At 67.7% G+C, this 20,653-nt stretch carries 10 protein-coding genes; 6 read left to right on the top strand and 4 right to left on the bottom strand.

The genetic code is table 11. The annotated features are described in order from the left end of the window. Positions 1-23: 23 nt before the first annotated feature. Positions 24-872: a VOC family protein gene (locus YM304_RS16900; RefSeq protein WP_015442932.1), complete on the bottom strand. Its 849-nt coding sequence runs from the start codon at positions 870-872 to the stop codon at positions 24-26. Between the two features lie 94 nt (positions 873-966). On the opposite strand from YM304_RS16900, the gene YM304_RS16905 reads away from it, so the two are divergent. From YM304_RS16905 to YM304_RS16925, 4 genes are all read left to right on the top strand, one after another. Beyond that, on the top strand, positions 967-1,818 hold the full coding sequence (locus YM304_RS16905) for an AraC family transcriptional regulator (protein ID WP_015442933.1): 852 nt from the start codon (positions 967-969) through the stop codon (positions 1,816-1,818). A 192-nt stretch (positions 1,819-2,010) separates the two neighbouring features. Further along, entirely contained in the window at positions 2,011-2,691 is a 681-nt protein-coding gene (locus YM304_RS22930) for a hypothetical protein (RefSeq protein ID WP_015442934.1), read from the top strand. Next, the gene (locus YM304_RS16920) at positions 2,691-3,215 is read left to right on the top strand and encodes a LemA family protein (RefSeq protein WP_015442935.1); all 525 of its coding nucleotides are present in this window, start codon (positions 2,691-2,693) and stop codon (positions 3,213-3,215) included. The genes YM304_RS22930 and YM304_RS16920 overlap by 1 nt, the downstream gene beginning before the upstream one ends. Before the next feature lie 19 nt (positions 3,216-3,234). Further along, entirely contained in the window at positions 3,235-4,287 is a 1,053-nt protein-coding gene (locus YM304_RS16925; RefSeq protein ID WP_015442936.1) for a hypothetical protein, read from the top strand. 75 nt (positions 4,288-4,362) lie between these two features. On the opposite strand, the gene YM304_RS16930 is transcribed toward YM304_RS16925, so the two are convergent. After that, positions 4,363-15,180: an SdrD B-like domain-containing protein gene (locus tag YM304_RS16930; RefSeq protein ID WP_015442937.1), complete on the bottom strand. Its 10,818-nt coding sequence runs from the start codon at positions 15,178-15,180 to the stop codon at positions 4,363-4,365. Between the two features lie 317 nt (positions 15,181-15,497). Between YM304_RS16930 and YM304_RS16935 the strand changes: the two genes are divergently transcribed. Next, on the top strand, positions 15,498-16,319 hold the full coding sequence (locus YM304_RS16935) for an alpha/beta hydrolase (protein ID WP_015442938.1): 822 nt from the start codon (positions 15,498-15,500) through the stop codon (positions 16,317-16,319). Positions 16,320-16,382: 63 nt separating this feature from the next. Continuing rightward, entirely contained in the window at positions 16,383-18,470 is a 2,088-nt protein-coding gene (locus tag YM304_RS16940; RefSeq protein ID WP_015442939.1) for a YecA family protein, read from the top strand. Positions 18,471-18,515: 45 nt separating this feature from the next. Here YM304_RS16940 and YM304_RS16945 read toward each other — a convergent pair whose 3' ends face one another. Continuing rightward, positions 18,516-19,142 carry a DedA family protein gene (locus YM304_RS16945; protein ID WP_015442940.1) on the bottom strand — a complete coding sequence of 209 codons (627 nt, stop codon included), beginning with the start codon at positions 19,140-19,142 and terminating at the stop codon, positions 18,516-18,518. Positions 19,143-19,229: 87 nt separating this feature from the next. After that, entirely contained in the window at positions 19,230-20,636 is a 1,407-nt protein-coding gene (gene gatB / locus YM304_RS16950) for an Asp-tRNA(Asn)/Glu-tRNA(Gln) amidotransferase subunit GatB (RefSeq protein WP_041300430.1), read from the bottom strand. Positions 20,637-20,653: the final 17 nt, after the last annotated feature.

Consider the following 20,653-nt stretch of genomic DNA (forward strand, 5'->3'; position numbering starts at 1 on the left):
TCGGTGCGCCCACCTCGACGTGGCTATGCAGTCGGGGAACGGTGGCCCCAGAAGCTCGGCTCGGTGATCTGGGTCACGGTCCACGTCGCGTCGTCGACGAGGAGGCCGCCGCATCCGAACTCGACGTCGAACCCTGCGGGAGAGCGGCTGTAGAACGACACCATGTGATCGTTGGTGTGCTTGCCGAGGGTCATCGAGATCGGTGTTCCCGCATCGATGTGACGGTCGAGCGTGTAGCCGACGTCGTCGAGCGTCCGAGCCTCGACCATGAAGTGGTAGAGCGCCGGTTCGGGTGCCGGGACGAGCGCGAGGCTGTGGTGCCGCTGGTTGCACCGGAGGAAGACCACGTCCTCGTCTCCGGGTCGCCAGTAGTCGCTGATCTGGAAGCCGAGCACGCTGGTGTAGAAGCTGATCGAAGCGTCGAGTGCGGGGGTGCCGAGCACGATGTGCCCCATGCCATGAGCTCCCATCGTGAACCCGCTGATGCCCGCCGGCGAGACGAAGCGCCGATGATCGAGGATCGGCCCGTGGAACAGTTCGAGTACGAAACCGCCAGGGTCGGTGACACGCAACAGCCCTCGGACCAACCGATGCTCGCACTCCTCGACCGAGCCACGATCGATCGTGAGTCCCGCCGCCGTCAGCTGGGCGGCGGCCGATTCGAGCGCCGCCGAGTCCGGTAGCTCCCATCCGGCGAACGCCAGGCCGTCGGCGCCTGCTCCGACGAGCACGCGGTACGGCCGTTCGTCGAACCGCAATCGGAGCCCGGCGCGGTCGTCGGCCACCGCTGCGCCCAACATCTCACCGTACGGGCGCCACTCGTCGACGTCTTCAGCGGTGATTCCGATGTAGCCCAGACCTCGTATGTCCATTCGCTTCCCCTTCGTTCGGTTCCTGGTTCGAGCCTGAAGCACGCCGTCGATGGAGGCAAGGTCAGAACGGGGCCAATGATGGTAAGAATCGGACATGGTCGACGTCGTCCCGGTTCGCTATCGCCCGCACGACGACGCGTACCGGCTCCACATCGAGCTGATCGACGCAGCCGAGCTACGGGCCCGCGTCGCATCGGATCCACACCGTGGTTTCGAGCGCATCGACTTCCAGTGCTTCATCTCTGTCCGGTCCGGGTCGTACACCCATGTGGTCGACTTCGAGACGCACGAGCTGGTCGGCGGGTCATGCCTCGTGATCTCCCCCGGGCAGGTCCATCGCTTCGGACCTCCGAGCAACTGGACGGGCTGGATGCTGATCGTCAGCGGACATCTCGTCGCCGACGACACGCACGAGCTGCCTGCGCACGTACGCCTCGACCACGAAGCCGCCGGCGCGGTCGCCGAGTTGTTCGATCGAATGGACGCCGACGCGAAGCTGCCCGTGGATCGCCAGCAGGTGGGGCAGCTCCTCGAGATCCAGACCGCGGTGCTCGTCAGTCGCCTCGCGCTCGGCGTGAGCGCGGCGACCACACACCAACTCGTCGATCCGAACGTGCTGCGGCGCTATCGCGACTACCGCTCCGCCGTCGACGACGGATACCGACGCTGGCACCTCGTGGCCCCGTACGCACACACGCTCGGCTGTTCAGCGAGAACGCTCAACCGAGCATGTCGTGGGATCGCGGATGTCTCGGCCAAAGACGTCATCGTCGCTCGCATCGTGCTCGAAGCAAGACGTCGACTCGCGCTCACCGACGACACCGTCGCTACGGTCAGCCAACAGCTCGGATTCGACGAGGCGACGAACTTCGTGAAGTACTTCCGCCGTGAGACCGGCACGACGCCCTCGGCGTTCCGGGCCTCGGTCCGCGAGTACGACCTCTAGCAGTTCATGGCAGCCGGATTGCCGAGGCGAGCTCGACAAACGATCCGGCGCGGTCGGCGACCGCAGCGCCCACGCACGACCTGCTCGGCATCCGAACGATCGGCCGGAGGTCGTCGACACACCGAGGTGGCGACCCACCGCTGAGAACGAATGCGGCGCACCAGCAGCGCCTCGATTGGCATGATGAGGCACATGGACCCCGCCTCACTCATCGTGCTCGCCCTCGTGGTGTTCGGCGCGCTGCAGGGCTACCGATACCTCCGGAACAAGAAGCGCAAGGAGGCCGCGATCAGCGCGGCGGCAGCGCGCGGCTATCGGGTCGTGGTCGACCGGGCTGCGGTGCCGTTCAGCGGGTTCGATCTGCTGCGCAAGGGGGACTCGCGACACATCTCGATGCGGTTCACGAAGCCCGAGGACCGCAACACCGTGTTCGAGTTCACCTACAAGGTGCGCCGGTCCGACGGCGACGGTGGTCACCGGACGTCGACCTACCACCACACGTGCGCGGTCGTGACGCTTCCGTTCCGTGCCCCGCACACGACGATCGGTCGAGAAGGACTCTTCTCGAAGCTGGCTCGCGCGGTCGGGCGCCGTGACATCGAGGTCGAGTCGGAGCGGTTCAACAAACGGTTCAAGGTGGACAGTGACGACGAACGCTTCGCCGTCACTCTCCTCGACGGCGCCGCGATCAACTGGTTCCTCGACGAGCAGGGGTATGCCTCGACGTCCGACTACGAACTCCGAGACGACCTCCTGCTGATCGAGGTCAGCGGGCGTCTCGACCCGAACGCCATGCTCGACTACCTCGAGTGGGCGGTCACCGTGCCCGAACGTTTCCCACGCGTGTTGCAGACCCTGTACAACAAGGCGTGATGATCAACCTGCTCATCGCCGTCGTCGTGGTACTCGGCGCACTGGCGCTCGCCTACCTGCTCTCGTTCAATCGCCTCGTCGCCGCTCGGCAGGTCGTCGCCGACTCGTGGGCCACGATCGACACCGAACTCGAGCGACGTCACGCGCTGATCCCGCCCCTCGTCGAGAGCGTCCGCGGCGCGGCGGCGCACGAACGACGCCTGCTCGACGACCTCGTCGCGAAGGAGCGGTCGGCTGCCCAGGCGGCTCACACCGCACATGCTCGTTCCGAACCCGAACAGCAGCTCGCGGCCGCTGCTCGCGCCGTGGTCGCACTCCGGGAGCGGTACCCGGCGCTCGACACGCAACAGAACTTCCTCACGTTGCAGCACGAACTCGCGATGACCGAGGATCGCATCGGGGCAGCCCGGCGCTTCTACAACATCAAGGTCGCCGAGCTGAATCGTCGCACCGAGGCGTTCCCCTCGAACCTCGTCGCAGCCCGCCACGGATTCGAGCGCGCGGCGTATTTCGATCCCGACTGACTCTGCTACACCAGAGCCCATGACGCACCTCCTGACCCGAGTGGCAGCCGAACGGCAGCACGTGCACCTCGATCCGTTGATGGCGCCCGACGAGGCGGCGGCGATCAACGCGGGGATCCTGGCCGGCGGGCCGTACGGGTTGTACGCGGCCGAGAAGTCGAGCGGCGAACTCGAGTCGAAGGTCGCAGAGCGTTACGACGCCGCGCGGAACTACATCACGACCGGCGGCTACGCGGGTGTGCAGGAACCACCGTCGACGCTGATCCGGCGGACGGGCTACTTCCGGTCGACGCTGATGCACGCCGACCGGGTCGTCGTCCCCGGCTTCGAGGCCCTCAACACGCTGCCGGCGCTGCGTGACGCCGCGCGCTCGATCTACGGCGACAACGGCGGCGAGGCGGTCGTCGCACCGGCGATCCTCTACCTCAACCTGCTCGTCCCGGGCCAGGAGCTGGCGGTCCACATCGACGTGCCGGAGTTCGCCGGGGCCGAGCGGGCGATCACGCCGCAGTGGTTGCTCGTCGTGATGCGCGCCAGCGGGCTGTTCGAAGACCTCCGGGTGCCGATCACCACCGGCATCTCGTACTTCGGTGACGCCCCCGGCGGCGCGCTGCGCTATTTCCCCGACGGGCCCGACGGCGCGCCGCGGCGGTTCGAGGCGACCGACAACACGGCGATGGTGCTCGACACCGACTCCATCTACCACGGCGTCGAACGGGTCGGCGCCGACGACGAACCCGCGCCGGTCGACATCGTCGCCGGCGCAACGCTGCACCACCACGACGGCGAGTGGGTCATGAGCGCTCCCGACGGCGAGCGCATCGGCGGCTACCCGGTCGACGCCGTTCGGATCTCGATCTCGTGGAAGGCGTACTGGTTCGAGAACGCCGAGGCTCAGCGCGCCTTCGAGGCGGCTCGCGGAACGCTCACGATCGCGGAGATCGAGCGGCGTCTACTCGGCGACCTGCGCGAGCGAGGGTTGCTGCGGAGCGACGAGCAACCACAGCTCCCCGACATCGTCGATCTGCTGATCGACACGTATCAGCGCTTCCCCGATCTCCGAGCGAACTGACGCTCACCGGCGAGGCCGTCGCAGGCGCCACCGGCGACACGGAGATCCGTGTCACCGATGACGCTCGAAGGTGTTCTACAGCTTCATCGTGATGACGTCGTCGTCACGGCGACGACGCAGCAGCATCAGCACCGCACCGGCGGCCAGCAGCAGTGCCGCCATCCGCAGGAGCACGCCGACGCCCGAACCCGTGCGGGGCAGCACCGGCGGGGCCAGACCGAACACGGCGGCCCGGCTGTCTTCACCCGGTCCGATCGTGACCACGAAGCGACCGTCGGGATTGCCGTCGGGATCGACGGTGAGACCGAGGCCGTGGGGGAACGTGTCGGGGTCGAGCACGACCGTGTACGTGCCGGGTGGCAGATCGTCGAACAGGAAGTTGCCGTCCTCGTCGGTCTCGGTGGTGGCGACGACGTTGCCGTCTTCGTCGAGCAGCGTGACCGTGACGCCCGAAGCGCCGCCTTCACCGGCGTCTTGGACACCGTTGTTGTTCATGTCGATGAAGATGGTCCGGCCGATCGAGCCCGGCTCGACGAACGGGAAGTCGACGTTCGGCGGCGTCGGGTCGCTCGCGGTGACCGTGACGTCGACGCTGGTCGGCGCCGTCGGGATGTAGCCGTCGGGCTGATCCTCCATCAGGATCTCGACGGTGTAGTCGCCGACGGGGAGGCCGGTGACCTCGTAGCCGCCGTCAGGGCCGCTGGTCGTGACGATGACGAGGGGTCCGTCGGGCCCGTCGTAGGTGATGGTGATCGTCACGTTCGGGATTCCCGAGCCGTCGCCTTCGTCGATGACCGTGCCGGTGATGACACCGTCGCCGGCGATGGCGAAGTCCTGGTCGACGTCGTTCTCCCCTGCCTCGAGGTCGATCGTCGACACGCTCGGGTCGTCGCCGTCGGCGTCGGAGGTCGGCACGGTCCCCGGCAACAGCGTCCCCGGGTCGACCGCGACCTGCGTCGGGCCGGAGGGAAGGCCGGTCACCGTGTAGGTGCCGTCGGGCGCCGTGGTGGTGACGATGACGAGATCGTCGTCGGTGCCGAGTTCGCCGTCGGAACCCGACGACGTGACGGTGACGGTGACGCCACCGACGCCCGGTTCTCCGCTGTCTTGCACGCCGTCGTCGTCGACGTCGAGGAAGACCGTGTCACCGACGCTGGCGCTGCCGATGAACGGGAAGTCCTGGTCGAGGTCGTCTTCGCCGGGAGCCAACGTCGTGGCCGACGAGGTGGCACCGGTGAGCCCGCCGGGCACGCCCGACAGTTCGACGGTGTACTCGCCTGCCGGCAGGTTCTCGACGAGGTAGCTGCCATCGTCGGCGACCGTGGTCGTGTAGACGACATCGTCGTCGCCGCCGGCAACGCCGTCGGGTCCGAGCCAGGTGATCGTGACCGTGACGCCTTCGAGTCCTGGTTCGCCGTCGTCGAGGAATCCGTCGTCGTTCAGGTCGAGCCACACCGTGTCACCGATCGAGCCGGTGCCGGTGTAGGCGAAGTCCTGGTCGAGGTCGACCTCTCCGTCGGCGAGCGTGACCGTGCTCGTGCCGTCGGCTCCGCCATCGGCGTCGACCGTGGCCTCCAGACCCGGCAGGATGTCGCCCTCGTCGGGGGTGACGCTGTAGGTGCCGGCGGGGAGACCGGTGACGTTGTACACGCCGTCGCTGTTGGTCGGGTCGGTCGGGATGACGACGTCGTCGCCGCCGCCGGCAACGCCGTCGGGTCCGAACCAGACCACGACCACGTCGACGCCGTCGAGGCGTGGTTCGGTCGCTGCGCCGTCGTCGACGCCATCGTCGTCGACGTCGAAGTAGAGCGTGTCGCCGAGTGCGGCGGTTCCCTGGTAGCCGAAGTCCTGCTCGTCGTTGGGGACGCCACCGGAGATGGTGACCGCCGCGGTGCTGTCGCCGGCGCCGACGGCGCTGTCGGGGTCGCCGGTGTTGACGGCGGTGTCGACGATCCCGCCGACCACGGTGACGATGTAGTCGCCGTCGGGCAGGTTGTCGAAGCTGTACATGCCGTCGGCGTTGGTCACGGTGGTGAACGTGCCCTGATCGCCGGTGAGCGTCACGGTCTGTCCGGGCACGCCCGGCTCGTCGCCGGTCTGCTCGCCGTCACCGTCGAGATCGATGAAGATCGTGTCGCCGATCGAGGCGACGCCGGCGTAGCCGAAGTCGGTGGTGTCGTGGACGTCGTCGACGCCCAGGACGACCGGCGTCGACGAGTTGTTGTTGCCGTCCTCGTCGACCGTGTTCGTCACCGCGACCGGCAGACCGCCGGTCGGCGTGGTGTCGACATCGACCTGGAACTGTCCGGCCGGGAGGCCGGTGAACTCGTAGAAGCCGTCGGTGTCGGTGAAGGTGGTGAACATCTCGTCGTCGGCGTCGCCGAAGATCCCGTTCTCGCCTTCCCAGGTGAGCGTGACGACGACGCCGGCGAGGCCGGGCTCGTCGCCGTTTCCACCCACCTGCTGGGTGCCGTCACGGTCACGATCGAAGAAGATCGTGTCGCCGATGGACGAACTGCCCTGGTAACCGAAGTCGACGGTGTCGATGTCTTCGGCCGCGCCGAGGGTGACCGGCGTCGAACCGTCGGGCGTCGTGATGTCGCCGTCGAGGTCGAACGACGGGGTGAGGCCGTCGGGCAACGAGGCCGGGTCGACCGTGACGACGTACTCGCCGGCGGGGAGACCCTCGAAGCTGTAGTTGCCGTTGGCGTCGGTGACCACGGCGATGACGACGTCGTCGGCACCGTTGGCACCGCCGACGATCCCATCGGGGCCGCCCCACGTGAGGTTCACGGTGACGCCTTCGAGGCCGACTTCTTGGCCGTTGATCGTGCCGTCGCCGTCGAGGTCGAGCCACACGGTGTCACCGATCGACGAGTCGCCGGCGAGACCGAAGTCCTGCGCCACGTTCAGGCCGGTGTGCCCGGCGAGTTCGGCGTTGCCGTCGGCGCCCGGAAGCCCGGTGTCGGGGTCGTAGGTGTTGGTGAAGCCGGCAGGCAGGCCACCCGTCAGTTCGACGGCGTAGTTGCCCTCGGGGATGTCGTTGACCATCCAGTTGCCGTCGCCACTTGTGGTGGTGACGAACACCTCGTCGTCGGGGTCGGGGTCGCCGGGCAGGTCGCGAACGCCGTCGAGACCGAAGTAGGTGACGGTGACCTCGACGCCGTTGATGCCCGGTTCGCGCGGGCTGCCCGGAGTCGCCTCGTCCTGAACGCCGTCGCGGTCGAAGTCCCACCAGACGCGGTCGCCGAGCCCGGCTTCGACGTCGTAGCCGAAGTCCTGGTCATCGTTGTCTTCGCCCGCTGCGAGCGTGACCGAGGAGCTGCTGTCGCCGACGTCGGGCTCGCCCGGTACGTCGGGATCGTCGGAGTTGACGGCCGTGGTCGGAATGCCGTTCGTGACCTCGACGGTGTAGTCGCCCGCCGGAAGACCGGTGAAGTCGTACTCGCCATCGGAGCCGGCGATCTGCGTGACGACGATGTCGTCGGCTGCGCCAGCGCCGCCGAGGATGCCGTCGGCACCGGCGAACGTGAGCGTCACTTCGACGCCGGCGATGCCGGGCTCGTCGAGCGGTGCGCCGCGGACGCCGTCGCCGTCACGGTCGAAGTAGACCAGGTCGCCGATCGACCCGGTTCCGGCGTAGCCGAAGTCCTGGAGGTCGTTGTCGGTGGCGCCGGGCAGGTTGACGAAGCTGATGTCGTTCGGCGTCGCCGTGCCGCCATCGGCGTCGTACGTGTTGTCCATGCCGGCAGGCAGGGTCGAGGTGATGACCTCGACGCTGTAGTCGCCGTTCGGCAGTCGGTCGACCGAGTAGTCACCGGCGGCGCCGGTCGTCTCGGTGGAGATGACGATGTCGTCGGCTGCGCCTGCGCCACCGAGGATGCCGTCGGCTCCCGCGTAGGTGATGCGGACGTCGACGCCCGCGAGGCGTGGTTCGTCGGCGACCGGGTCGATGACCCCGTCACGGTTCATGTCCCACCAGATGGTGTCGCCGAGCGCGTTGTCGCCCTCGTAGCCGAAGTCCTGATCGAGGTCGTCGACGCCGCCGGCGATGACCACGTCGGACTGGTTCGGCGTGCCACCGTCCGGATCTTCGGAGTTGGAAGCATCGTCGGTGATGCCGCCGACGACCGTGACGCGGAACTCTCCGTCGGGCAGGTTCGTGAACTCGTACTCGCCGTTGGCGTCGGTCACCGTGGCCAGCACGATGTCGTCGGGCGTGCCGAGCGTGCCGTCGGCACCTTCGAAGTTGAGGGTCACCGTCTGCCCGGGCACGCCGGGCTCGCCGGTGGCCGCCTGTTCGGCGTTGCCGTCGAGATCGAGGTAGACGGTGTCGCCGATCGTGGCCGACCCGTTGTAGCCGAAGTCGGCGGTGTCGTGATCGTCGGCGGCTCCGAGGGTGACGGGCGTCGACGAGTCGTTGTCGCCGTCTTCGTCATCGGTGTTCGTCATCCCGGCAGGAAGGCCGGCGATGACGTTGACCTCGTACTCGCCTTCGGGCAAACCATCGAAGAGATAGTTGCCGTCGCTGTCGGTGAGCGTGGTGTAGGTGGCGTTGTCGTCGGTGGTGAGGAGGTCGCCGTCGGGGCCGGCCCACACGAGTTGGACGGTGACGCCTTCGAGACCGGGCTCGTCGGTGCTGTCGCCGGGCGTGTCCTGGTCGCCATCGCCGTTGCGGTCCCAGTAGATGGTGTCGCCGATCGACGAGTCACCCTGGTAGCCGAAGTCGACGGTGTCGAGATCTTCCGCGGTTCCGAGCGTCACGACCGCCGTGCTCGACGGTGTGGTCGTTCCGTTGACCACGTCGTAGGTCACCGACACGTTGCCGGGCAGCGTCGCGGTGTCGACCTCGACCTCGTACGTGCCGGCGGGAAGACCGACGACCGAGTACAGGCCGTCGTCATCGGTGACTCGAGTGAACACTTCGTTGTCGCCAGTGGTACCGAGGTCGCCGTCGGGGCCGGCCCAGGTGACGGTGACGGTGACATCGGGGATGCCCGTCTCGTCGCCGTTGATCGTGCCGTCGCCATCGCGATCGAGCCAGATGGTGTCGCCGATCGACGAGTTGCCGGCGTAGCCGAAGTCCTGGTCGTCGTCGAGGGTCGTCAGCGTCGTGCTGCTGGTGCTCGGTGTGGCGATGCCGTCGTCGTCGTAGGTCTGGTCGAAGCCGGCCGGAATGCCTGCGGTGACCGCAACCGTGTATTCCCCATCGGGGATGTTGGTGATCGACCAGTCGCCGTCGCCACTCGTGGTGGTGGTGAAGACGAGGTCGTCTCCGCCGGCGGCGAGGCCGTCGGGGCCGAGGTAGGTGACCGTGATGGTCGCGCCGTTGATGCCGGGTTCACCGGCATCTTGCACGCCGTCTCGGTCGAGGTCCCACCAGACGCGGTCGCCGATCTCGGAGTCCGCGGAGTAGCCGAAGTCCTGATCCTCGTCGTCGACGGTCAGTGCCACGACGCTGGTGCTGTCGCCGGTTCCGGCGGTGTCGGGGTCGTCGGAGTTGACCGATCCACTCGGGAGCGGGCCGGTGACCGTGACGCGGTAGTCCTCGGGCGGCAGGTTGGCGAAGCCGTACTCACCGTTGGTGTCGGTGACGTCGGTGAAGACGATGTCGTCGGCGTTGCCGAGGATGCCGTCGGCGCCCGCGTAGGTCAGCGTGACCGTGACGCCTTCGAGGCCGGGCTCGCCGGTGACTGCCTGGTCGCCGCTGCCGTCGCGATCGAGATAGACGGTGTCGCCGATCGTGAGCGAGCCGGCAGCGCCGAAGTCCTGGGTGAGGTCGTCCACGCCTGGGCCGGTGGCCGTGAGCGTGGTCGTCGACACGCCGTCGGCGGTGCCGGCGTCGGGGTCGGAGACGAACGACATGCCGGTCGGCAGGTCGCTGCCGTCGACCGTGATCTGGAAGTCGCCCGCGGGCAACTGCTCGAAGAGGTACGCCCCGGTCGCCGTGGTGGTGTCGGTGTAGGTGACGTTGTCGCCGGGGGTTCCCAGGTCGTTGTCGGGACCGGCCCACACGAGGGTCACGTCGATGCCGCCGAGGCCAGGCTCGGGACTGTTCTGCGCCCCGCTGAGGTCTTGGTCGAACCAGACGAGGTTGCCGATCGAGCCGCTGCCGGTGAATCCGGCGTCGACGTCGTCACGGTCGCCGTTCTGGGCGAGCGTGCCGTCCCAGTCGCCGTCGGGCGATGCGAGCAGGTCGTCGAGGTCCCACGAGGGACTCATACCTGCCGGTACGTCGGTGCTGTCGACGTCGACCCGGTAGGCGCCGCCGGGCAGTTCGATGACCTGCCAGTCGCCATTGCCCGAGGTGATGGCGGTGAACGTCTCGTCGTCGCCACCACCGGCGACGCCGTTGGGGCCGAAATAGGTCACGGTGATGTCGACGCCGTTGAGGCCCGGCTCGCCCAGATCCTGGACGCCGTCGCCGTTGATGTCGTACCAGACGCGATCGCCGATGCGAGCCAGGTCGAGTTCGATGTTGACGGTGTCGGGAGTGACGTCGTAGTCACCGGCGCCGTACTCGCGGTAGGCGATGGTCGGGTTCGCCGTCCGAGTCGTTTCGGGATGACCGAAGTACTGCGGGATGTCGGCGGTGTTGGTCACTTCGAAGCCGGACACGACTTCGTCGGCAGGGCCGAGCGTGTTCGGGATGTCGAGTGTGTAGGTGAGCGTGATCGCGTTGGCCGCGCCCGGTTGGATCGGGCCGGCGATGAACCAGCCGAGCGTGCCGTCGCTCTGGTCACCATCGGTGAGCGCTGACGTCGAGACGCCTGCCGCCGGCGTGAAGTCGGTGAGCCGGCTGTCGGGGGTGTCGGTCACCACGACGTCGTACGCCGGGGAGGTTCCGGTGTTCTCGACGCGGACGGTGAACGTGGCGGTGTCGCCGGGCTGGTGGCGTCGGGTGTCGGAGTCGCCGGTCTGTCCGGCGATGTCCTTGTCGATCACGAGCGTGGGTTCGACCACGCCGACCGTGCCGACCCGCTCGGCGGATTCGTTGTCGAACGGTCCGGCGGGGATACCGGTCGGCGTGCCCGCGATCTTGTTCGTGATGTTGTGGAGCGAGCGAGCCGAGTTGTCGAGGTCGGCGGGAGCGACCACGTTGACGTCATCGTCGAGCACACGGACGCGGTAGACGAGCGTGATCGTCTGTGCCTCGGGTGAGCCGGGGTTGACGTCGCCGACGTAGAAGCCGATCGTGCCGGTGTCGCCGTCAGCGCTCAGTTCCGATGCTGACCGAGCCGGGGCACATGGCGCCGCCGCCGGCTCGCTGCACGAGACCGAGACGAGAGATTCGTACTCGGTTCCGGCGGGCAGGTCGTCGAGGATCGTGAGGTCGTAGCCGATCACGTCGGCGGGGATGCCGACGGTGACGGTGTAGTCGACCGTGTCACCCACGGTGGCGGTCGTCGGATCGGCAGTCTTGGTGAGCACCGAGATGCTGGGAGCGACCACCGTGTCGGTTGCGCTGGCCGTGTAGGTGCGCTCGTCCGGGTCGGCTCCGGGCATCGAGGTCGCGGTGAGGTCGACGTTGTTCGTGAGTCGGATGTCGCCGGTGAGCGGGTTGTTGATGCGGGTGTCGTAGACGATCGTCACCGGACTCCCGGCGCTCACCGTCGCGAGGCCCGCGATGTCGGCCTGGTCCCAGGTGATCGTCCGTGTGCCGAGGTCCCATTCGCCACCGCTGGCGACGGTTCCGCCGTCGGCCACGTCTGCGGCAGGGCCGGGTCCGACCAGTGGAATCACGTCATCGGGCAGGGTGTCGACGATGACCACGTCGTTGGCTGCCGATCCGGTCGTGGCGACCGTGAGGGTGTACTGGACGAACTCGCCCGGGGTGACGAGGTCGTCACCGGTGTTGTTGGCCTTCGAGACGGTCGGAGACGGCTCCACGATGTTGGTCGACGCATTCGCGGTGCGGTTGCCGGCACTCCAGACGAGCCGTGCCACGTTGTTCCTCGAGCCCGGTCCGACGTTTCCCGGCACGTCGGTGACGGTGGTCGTGAGGGTGAAGACGAACACGTCGCTGCCGGCGTTGTTGGTGTACGGGGAGGGCAGCGTCAACGTGAAGCCGGTGGCGTCGCTCACGAACGTTCCCGGTGCGGCGCCGCCGTTGAGCGTGACGGTGGCGTTGTCGAGTCGGATGCCGGCCGGCATCGTGTCGCTGATCACGCCGCTGGTCGTGGTGGTGCCACCGGGGATCGTGGCCGTGACGGTGTAGGTGATCGTCTCGCCGATCGTCGCCTGGCTCGCCGCGTTGTTACCGGTCTGCGTGGTCCCGGTGGTGCGGGTCTTGGCGATCGTCGCGTCGACGATCTGGATGGTGTCGGTGGCGGTCTCGCCCGAGGTCCAGTCGTTGGGCGTGCCGGTGTTCGTGGCGGTCTGGTAGTCGACGAGGGTCGCCGTGTTGGTGAGGCTGGTGTTCGGGTTGAGCGTGATCGGGAGCAACACCGAGTAGGTCAGCGCGGTGCTTCCCGGGGTCTCGACGACGCCCGATCCGACCGGTGCCTCTTCGGTTGCGGCTGCGATGTCGATGCCGGTCCAGGTGATGGTCGACGTGCCGGACGGACACGTGACCGCCGCCGGCGCTCCGACCGCGGTGAGGGTGACGTCGTCACACGTGATCCCGGCGGGGAGCGCGTCGGTGATCGTGGCGTTGTCGGCGTCGAGGAAGCCCTGGTTGGTGACCGTGACGGTGTAGTCGACCGTCTCGCCTCCGAGGAAGCGACCACCGGGTGTGTGTCCCTTGGCGATCGAGAGTACGGGTTCGACGTAGCGAGCATCGGCGTCGCTGCGATCCTGGAACAGGCTGTTCGCCGTGTTCTGGTAGCTGAACTTCATCAGGTTGCGGGTGATGTCGGCGTTCGTGAGTGCGGCACCACCGGTGATCAGCGTCGACACGACGACTTCGAAGGTCGATCCGACGGGTTCGGCATCTTCGAGGTCCCAGATGAGGATTCCTTCGGCGATGTCATCGACAGTCGAGGTGAAGTTCACACCGGCGGGAGCGCCGCCGCCGCCGGGAACGCCGAAGTCGTTGTTCGCTCCGAAGTCCCAGCTCTCGTAGGCGTAGCCGCCGGGCAGGTAGTCCTTGATGAGCGGCGAGAGCGTGTCGAGGTTGAGCGGGAACTCGACCGTGAGACGCCAGCAGACGCGGTCGCCGGCTCGGTAGTCGTAGGCGACGTCCTCGGTGAAGGTCAGCGCCGATCCGTCGCCACACGTGACCGTCCCGGCGACCGGATCGGCGACCTCCTTCACGATCGTGACGTCGTCGGCGGCCTGACTCGCTGCCGAGTCGTCCGGCACCGGCAGGTTCGGCGTGCTCGACCCGTCGTTGTCGGTCATGATCGTCGCGTCAGCGGTGAGCACGACCGTGTTCGACCACGCATCGTTCGCTGCGACCGGGCCGCTGAGCGGCGCGCGGTAGTCGGCGAGCGCGGTGGTGGCCAGCGTCCACGTGACGACACCGTTGGGTGCCGTGAACGCCGGGAGCTGCCACTCGACGATCTGCGTGCCGTCGACCGGGCCTCCGCCGACGGGGCCAGGCGTCGGACCTGCGGAGGGCGGCAGGCTCGACGAGGTGTACTCGAGCCCGTTCGGGATCGTGTCGGTGACGGTGATCACGGTGTCGGTCGACAGGTGGTACTCGCTCGACTCGACCGTGAACTCCCATTCGGCGCTGGCCCCGTGGGTGAACGTGCCGTTGTCGACGTTCTTGTGGATGCTGAGGTCTTCGGCGGTGACCAGCGCGCGGTCGTCGTCGGTGTAGTCGTCGCCGTCGGTCGTGCCGCCGGTGAACGCCCGGTTGACGAGTTCCTGCTCGTCGTACGTCAGCGGACCCGTGTTGTTGTCGAGGTTCGCTGCCGTGTCGGTGAGCGACGCCTGCACGTTCTCACGCAGCGGAACCGCTGCGACGTAGTAGATGCTGAAACTCTCGGTGGGGGCGAGGCCGGTCGGGGTCAGGTCGTCGGTCGGCGACGCGGCGATCAGCGTCGCTGCGTCCCACTCGACGCGCGTGTAGACGCCCGGCGGAAGCGCCGTGCCGTCGTGGACCGGATCGGTGACCGTCGTGACCGACGTCGGGACCGGACACGGGATCGGCATGATCGGGGTCGGGGCCGGCGTGCCGTCGATGCGGCCGGAGGTGGGGTACTCCTCGCCCGGTGACGAGTTGTCGACGTCGCCGCATTCGAGGAACTCGAGCCCTGCGGGGAGGTAGTCGACGAGGGTGAAATCGCTCGAGCCGACCAGTTGGTTGTTGTCGACCGTGAGCGTGAAGATCGTCTTGTGATCGTGCACGCCGCGGAGCAGCTCGTTCTCGTCGCCCTGCGCGGTCTTTCGCAGTTCGAACGGCATGAGCGTGGTGGCGGCGATCGCCGTGTCGGAACCGTCGGTCTGCGCGTTGGCGATGTTGGCGCCCTCCGAGTCGAAGTCGGGAATGTCGCGCGGGTTGCTGCTCACGTACGCCCCGGCGGAGTTCACCACGTCGTCGCCGATGTCGAATTCCGTCTCATCGATGGTGAACGTGTACGACAGGCTCACCGATGCACCCGCGAGCAGGTCGGCGACGTTCTCCCACACGATCGCCGTGCCGTTCGCCCCGGGCAGATCGATGATCCGACTCGGCGATGGATCCGACCCTGCGAAGACCGCACCCTCCGGCAACGTGTCGGTGAAGCTGAGGTTGTAGCCGTCGGTCGTCTCCCCTGCGGCGGTCGTGGCGGTCAACGTCGCCGTGATCGGGTCGCCGTACAACACTTCCTCGGGCATCGCCTTCGTGAGCACGACATCGGGGTCTCCTGCCGCTTCGACGATCGGGGTCGGCAGTGCCGACGGGACGGCGATCGCGCTCGCGGCGAGTCCGCCGACGACGGCGGTACGAATCATGGTCTTCATGTGGGGGGCTCCGGTTTTCGATGCAGCTGCCGCGGGCGGGGCGACAGCACGGCGCGCGTACGCACCAGTGTTGTTTCGGCAGGTCCCACGACAACTTGAAGGATGTCGACACAAACTCCGAGAAGTTTTTCGGGGCCTGACCTGGTGTTGAGGGAGGATCGGGCAAGTGACGGGCAAAACGGTAGTCAATTCCCTGACGGTTCCGGGGGATGCCCACCCGGACGCTTTGTCTCAGAGACAAACCGTCCGGTGGACGGTCGCTGTCGCCACTCGCCTGCTCTCTTCGACGTGGACTCGCAGCGGTAGCATCAGCGTCGATGATCGCGTCGACCACGTCTCACGCTTCGACGGTCGACGGGCTCGAACTCCTCGTCCGGCACTGGGCCCCCGCCGCCACACCAGCTCGGGCCGCGATGGTGCTCGTGCACGGCATCGGTGAGCACTCCGGTCGGTACGAGCACGTCGGCGCCACATTCGCGACCGCGGGAGTCGACGTCGTCTCGTACGACCAGCGAGGGTTCGGCCTGAGCGAAGGTCGCCGCGCCTACGTCGATTCGTTCGACGATTTCGTCGGCGACCTCGAGTCGTTCGTCGTCCGACAGCGAGCGCTCGAGCTTCCCGTGATCTTGATGGGCCACTCGCTCGGCGGACTCGTCGCCACGACGTACCTCGTGAGCGACCGTCCGCAACCCGACCTGGCCGTGCTCAGCTCGCCGGCGCTTGCTGCCGAGCTTCCCGCTTGGCAGCGCACGCTGGCTCCTGCGGTCGGCACCATCCTGCCGGGCCTGCGGCTCCCTGCCGACTTCGACGGCAGCGTGCTGTCACGAGACGAGCAGGTACAGCGCGCCTACGAGACCGACCCGCTGCGCGAGTCGTCGTCGACGGCGCGCCTCGGCCGTGAGACTCTGCGCGCGATGGGAGCGGCCAACGACTCGCTCGCTCGGCTGCAGGTACCGACCTACGTGTTCCACGGATCCGACGACACCCTCGTCCCGCCGAGCGCCTCCGAGCCACTCGCTGCGCTGCCGAACGTCACTCGCAGAGTCTGGGACGGTCTTCGACACGAGTGCATGAACGAGCCCGAGCGCGACGAGGTCCTCGCCGCCATCGTCGCCTGGCTCGACGACCGCCTGGCCTGACGCGTTCGACGCAATCCGCGCCGAACGGTAGCGATCGGGCGACGGCGGCGACAGCCTGGAGCGATGGCTGACCCCACGACAACACTCGACTCGGTGATCGACGTCCTCGGCGCATCGGCGATGACGGTCGACGAACTGAGGGCCGCCTTCGCCGAACGCGGTGTCACGACGTGGCCCACCGACGCCCATGGCGTCGACGAGTTGACGCACGTGACGCAACTGGACGAGTCGCTGACGCGCCTCATCGACGGGCGCATCGCCTACCTCCCGGCCGTTGCCCGGGCGGTCACCTGGAACGTTCCGATCGACGACGCCGACGCGGCCGACGACCACCTGCTCGCCGACCCACACCTCACCGCGCTGTCCGGGTGGTTCGCCCGAGGCGAGGTCACGGTCGTCGACGCCGAGGGCACGCCGCTCGGAGCGCTCGGCACCAACGGCTTCGACGTCGACGGGGTCGACCGCGAGGTCGTCATCTGGCCACAGGGTTCGCTCGAGCAGTACGCCGACGGCGTCGCCGCCGTCACGCTGGTCGACGAACACACCGTGCAGCTCGCCACCGGCACGAGCGTGGCGCCATCCGACGAACAGATCGCCGCGGTGCGTGCCGCGTTCGAACGCTGTGCACGCACCGAATCACTCACCGGCATCCTGGCCGACGAGCCGGCCGACGTCGTCACCGCGTCGAGCCACGACGTCATCATCGACATGCTCATCGCCGAACCCGAACAGCATCGCTCGGCGCCACTCACCCCGATCCCCGACCTCCTCGCCGCCGCTGACCTCGAATTGCACGGTCACCGCCTCGTCGGTCCCGTCGGCACCGACTGGACCCTGCTCGACGACGAGTTCCGACTTCGACGAACCGAGATCGAGTACGGGCTCACCCGCGCCCAGGCGAACATGTTCGTGCTCCTGACAGGCGCCGCGACGGCGCGCACCGACACCGGCGAACTCGCGCTCGGCGACACTCCCGACGAGGTCGCCAGCGCACTGCAACTCGTCGCGACGATGCTCGACGACGCCGACGTCGCCGAAGCCGCGTGGGATCACTGGACCGACCTGGAGCAGCCCGGCGAGCCGCTCCAGGACATCGTCGATCACCTCGTCGACGCCTTCGGCGACGAACCTCTGGCCGGCGTGTCGTGGCTGCGTGCTCGTCAGCTCTCGATCAACGGGCAGACGACCGAGGCCGTCGACGTGCTGGAGCGGGTCGCCGACTCGGAGCATGCGCTGGTCTTGGCCGATCTCGCAGCCATCGAGGCCGATCGGTCGAATCCGATCGAAGCCCGCCGTTTGCTCGACCGAGCGGGCGTCGAAGGTGAGATCGACCTCGACGCGCCGTTCGATCCGGTCAACGCGACCCACGGGTTCGGCGTCGAGTTGGCCGAGGAGATCGCTCCCTTCGTCGCACTCCGACCGAAACCGATGGCCGGCCGAAACGACCGTTGCCCCTGCGGCTCCGGGCGCAAGTACAAGCAGTGTCACCTCGGCAACGAGCTCCACACGATCGAGCACCGGGCCAGCTGGCTGTACGTCAAGATGATGCGCTACCTCGGGCTCGTCGCACCGCACCTTCCCACCGCCATCGCCGACGACATCCTCGGCGACGTCACCGATCCGGGGCTGCGCCGCATGGTCACGCAGTCGTATCTCCCGACCGACATGGCGCTCCACGAGGCCGGGCTCGCCGGCCGATTCCTCGACGCCAAACGCGCCCTGCTCCCGGCCGATGAAGTCGCCCTGGCCGAGGCCTGGGCCGAGAGTCAGCGCAGCGTGTTCGAGGTGGCCCGGTCGACGCACGAGGCGCTCGACCTCATCGACCTGTCGACCCGCTCGCGTCTGACGGTTCGCGAATCGATCCCCGAAGAACCCCTCGAACAGGGTTGGTGCATGATCGGGCGGCTCGTGCCCGTCGGCGACTCGTATCGCGCCTACAGCGGGTTCATCCCGATCAACGACGACATGGTCGAGCCGCTCCTGCAGGGGTTCGCCACCCGACAGGTCGAGACGGTGGCGATCACGATCGGCTCGATCTTCGAGGCGGCCGAGACGCACGACGAGATGGCCGAGATGTTCAACGACAGCCTCGATCTCACCGAACTCGAGAACCTCATCGCCGAACTCGGCGGCACCGCCGGCGAGTCCTGAGCGCGTCCCCAGTGGCGTAGGCCATGCGGCCGCAACGCAGGTCGCTCAGGCGGCGGCCGGCCGCTTGCGCCGCTCACGGAGCCAACGGACGAGTTCGATCAGTCCGGTGATACTCAGTGCCGTGGCGAACGCCAGCCAGAACGCGAGCGTGTGGTTGTCTTCGAACTGCTTGCCGAAGAAGAACCCGAGCAGGCCGGCATACGACGCCCAGATCGTGGTGGCCACGGCGATCCACGCCATGAACCAGCGACGCGGCTGTTCGGTGACGCCCGACGAGACCGTCAGGATGGTGCGTCCGCCCGGAATGAACCGTGCGGTGATGAGCAGCATCCCGCCCCGCTTCTTGATCTGGCGGGCGGCGCCGTCGAGTCGATCTCGCCGAGAGGGCTTCTTGTCGGCCCACGCGTAGACCCGGCGTTTGAACTTGTCACCGATCCAATAGGCGATGTTGTCTCCGCAGAAGGCACCGAACGCACCAGCGAAGATCACGAGGGCGATGTTCTGGTTGCCTTGCCCCGCGGCGACGCCGCCGATGATGACCGTCGTCTCGCTCGGCACGACCGGGATGATCGAGTCGAGCAGGGCGATGATGAAGATGACGAGCAGGAACCACCAGTTCGACGAGAACTCGTCCAGCTTGTCGGTGAGGTCGGTGATGATGTTCGCCAGCATGCGTGCGCCAGATCGTAGACGTCACCAGCCCCGAAACGCGTCGAGATGTCGATCCGGACGGTTTGTCTCTGAGACGAACCGTCCGGGTCAGGGCTTCTTCTGGTTGAGGAGGGCGGTGACGGCCTTGCCGTCGGCCTGCCCCTTCGACGCCTTCATCACCGCGCCGACGAGCGCACCCATCGCCTTGCCCTCACCCGCGCAGAACTTCTCCCACGCGTCGGGCTGCTCGGCGATCGCCGCGTCGACCATCGCTTCGAGCTCGGACGTGTCCATGGCCTCGAAGCCCTTCGCCGCGGCGATGTCGGCGGCGGTGCCACCGCTCTCGACCATCTCGGCGACGACCTGCTTGGCCTGCGTGGCGGTGAGCGCCCCCGACGACTCCATCGTCGTCAGCTCGGCCATGTCGACCGCCGGGATGTCGCCCGCCTCGGCGAGTTCCTTCACGTGTTTGAGCGCGATCGCCGCATCGCCGCCCAACTTGGCGACTTCGAGGACGTAGGAGTCCTGACCGCGCTCGACGACCACCATGACCGCCTCGCTGTCGGTCGCGACGCCCGCAGCCTCGGCGAGGAGTCGACGCCGTTCGGCCGGCAGGACCGGCAGCGCAGCGCGCACCCGCTCGATCCACTCGGGATCGGGATCGACCACGACGAGATCGGGTTCGCGGAAGTAGCGGTAGTCGTCGGCGTCTTCCTTCGACCGCAGCGTGTGGGTCTTGCCGTCGTTCTCGTCCCAGTGACGGGTCTGCTGGACGACCTTCTCGCCACTCTCGATGAGCAGGATCTGGCGCTTCGCCTCGTACTCGATCGCCCGACCGACGGAACGCACCGAGTTGACGTTCTTGATCTCGCATCGCGTGCCGAAGTCGGCGCCGGGCTTGCGCACCGACACGTTGGCGTCGACGCGCATCGAGCCCTCCTCCATCTTGGCGTCGGACGCCCCGATGGCGACGAGGATCGCACGCAGCTCCGACACGTACGCCTTGGCCTGCTCGGGATGTCGGATGTCGGGCCGCGACACGACCTCGACGAGCGGAACGCCGGCGCGGTTGAAGTCGATCAGCGAGTAGTCGGAGCCGTGGATCCGGCCACCCGTGCCACCCACGTGCGTCGACTTGCCGGTGTCTTCCTCGAGGTGACCGCGTTCGATGCCGACGCGGAACCCGTCGGGCAGGTCGAGCCAGCCGTCGGCGGTGATCGGCTCGTCGTACTGGCTGATCTGATACGCCTTGGGCATGTCGGGGTAGAAGTAGTTCTTGCGGGCAAACGTCGACTTCTGCACCCGGCAGTTGAGTGCCAGTCCGAGCCGCATCGCCAACTCCACCGCCTGCCGGTTGAGCACCGGGAGCGCACCGGGGAGCCCGAGCGTGACCGGGTCGATGTTGGTGTTCGGCTCGTCACCGAAACGGTTCGGCGACGCCGAGAACAGCTTGGTGGCGGTGGCGAGTTCGACGTGGACTTCGAGCCCGACGACCATCTCGTAGCCGTCGTGCATCCACTTCTCGTGTTCGT

This window comes from Ilumatobacter coccineus YM16-304 (genome assembly GCF_000348785.1).
In the GTDB taxonomy this organism is placed as follows: domain Bacteria; phylum Actinomycetota; class Acidimicrobiia; order Acidimicrobiales; family Ilumatobacteraceae; genus Ilumatobacter_A; species Ilumatobacter_A coccineus.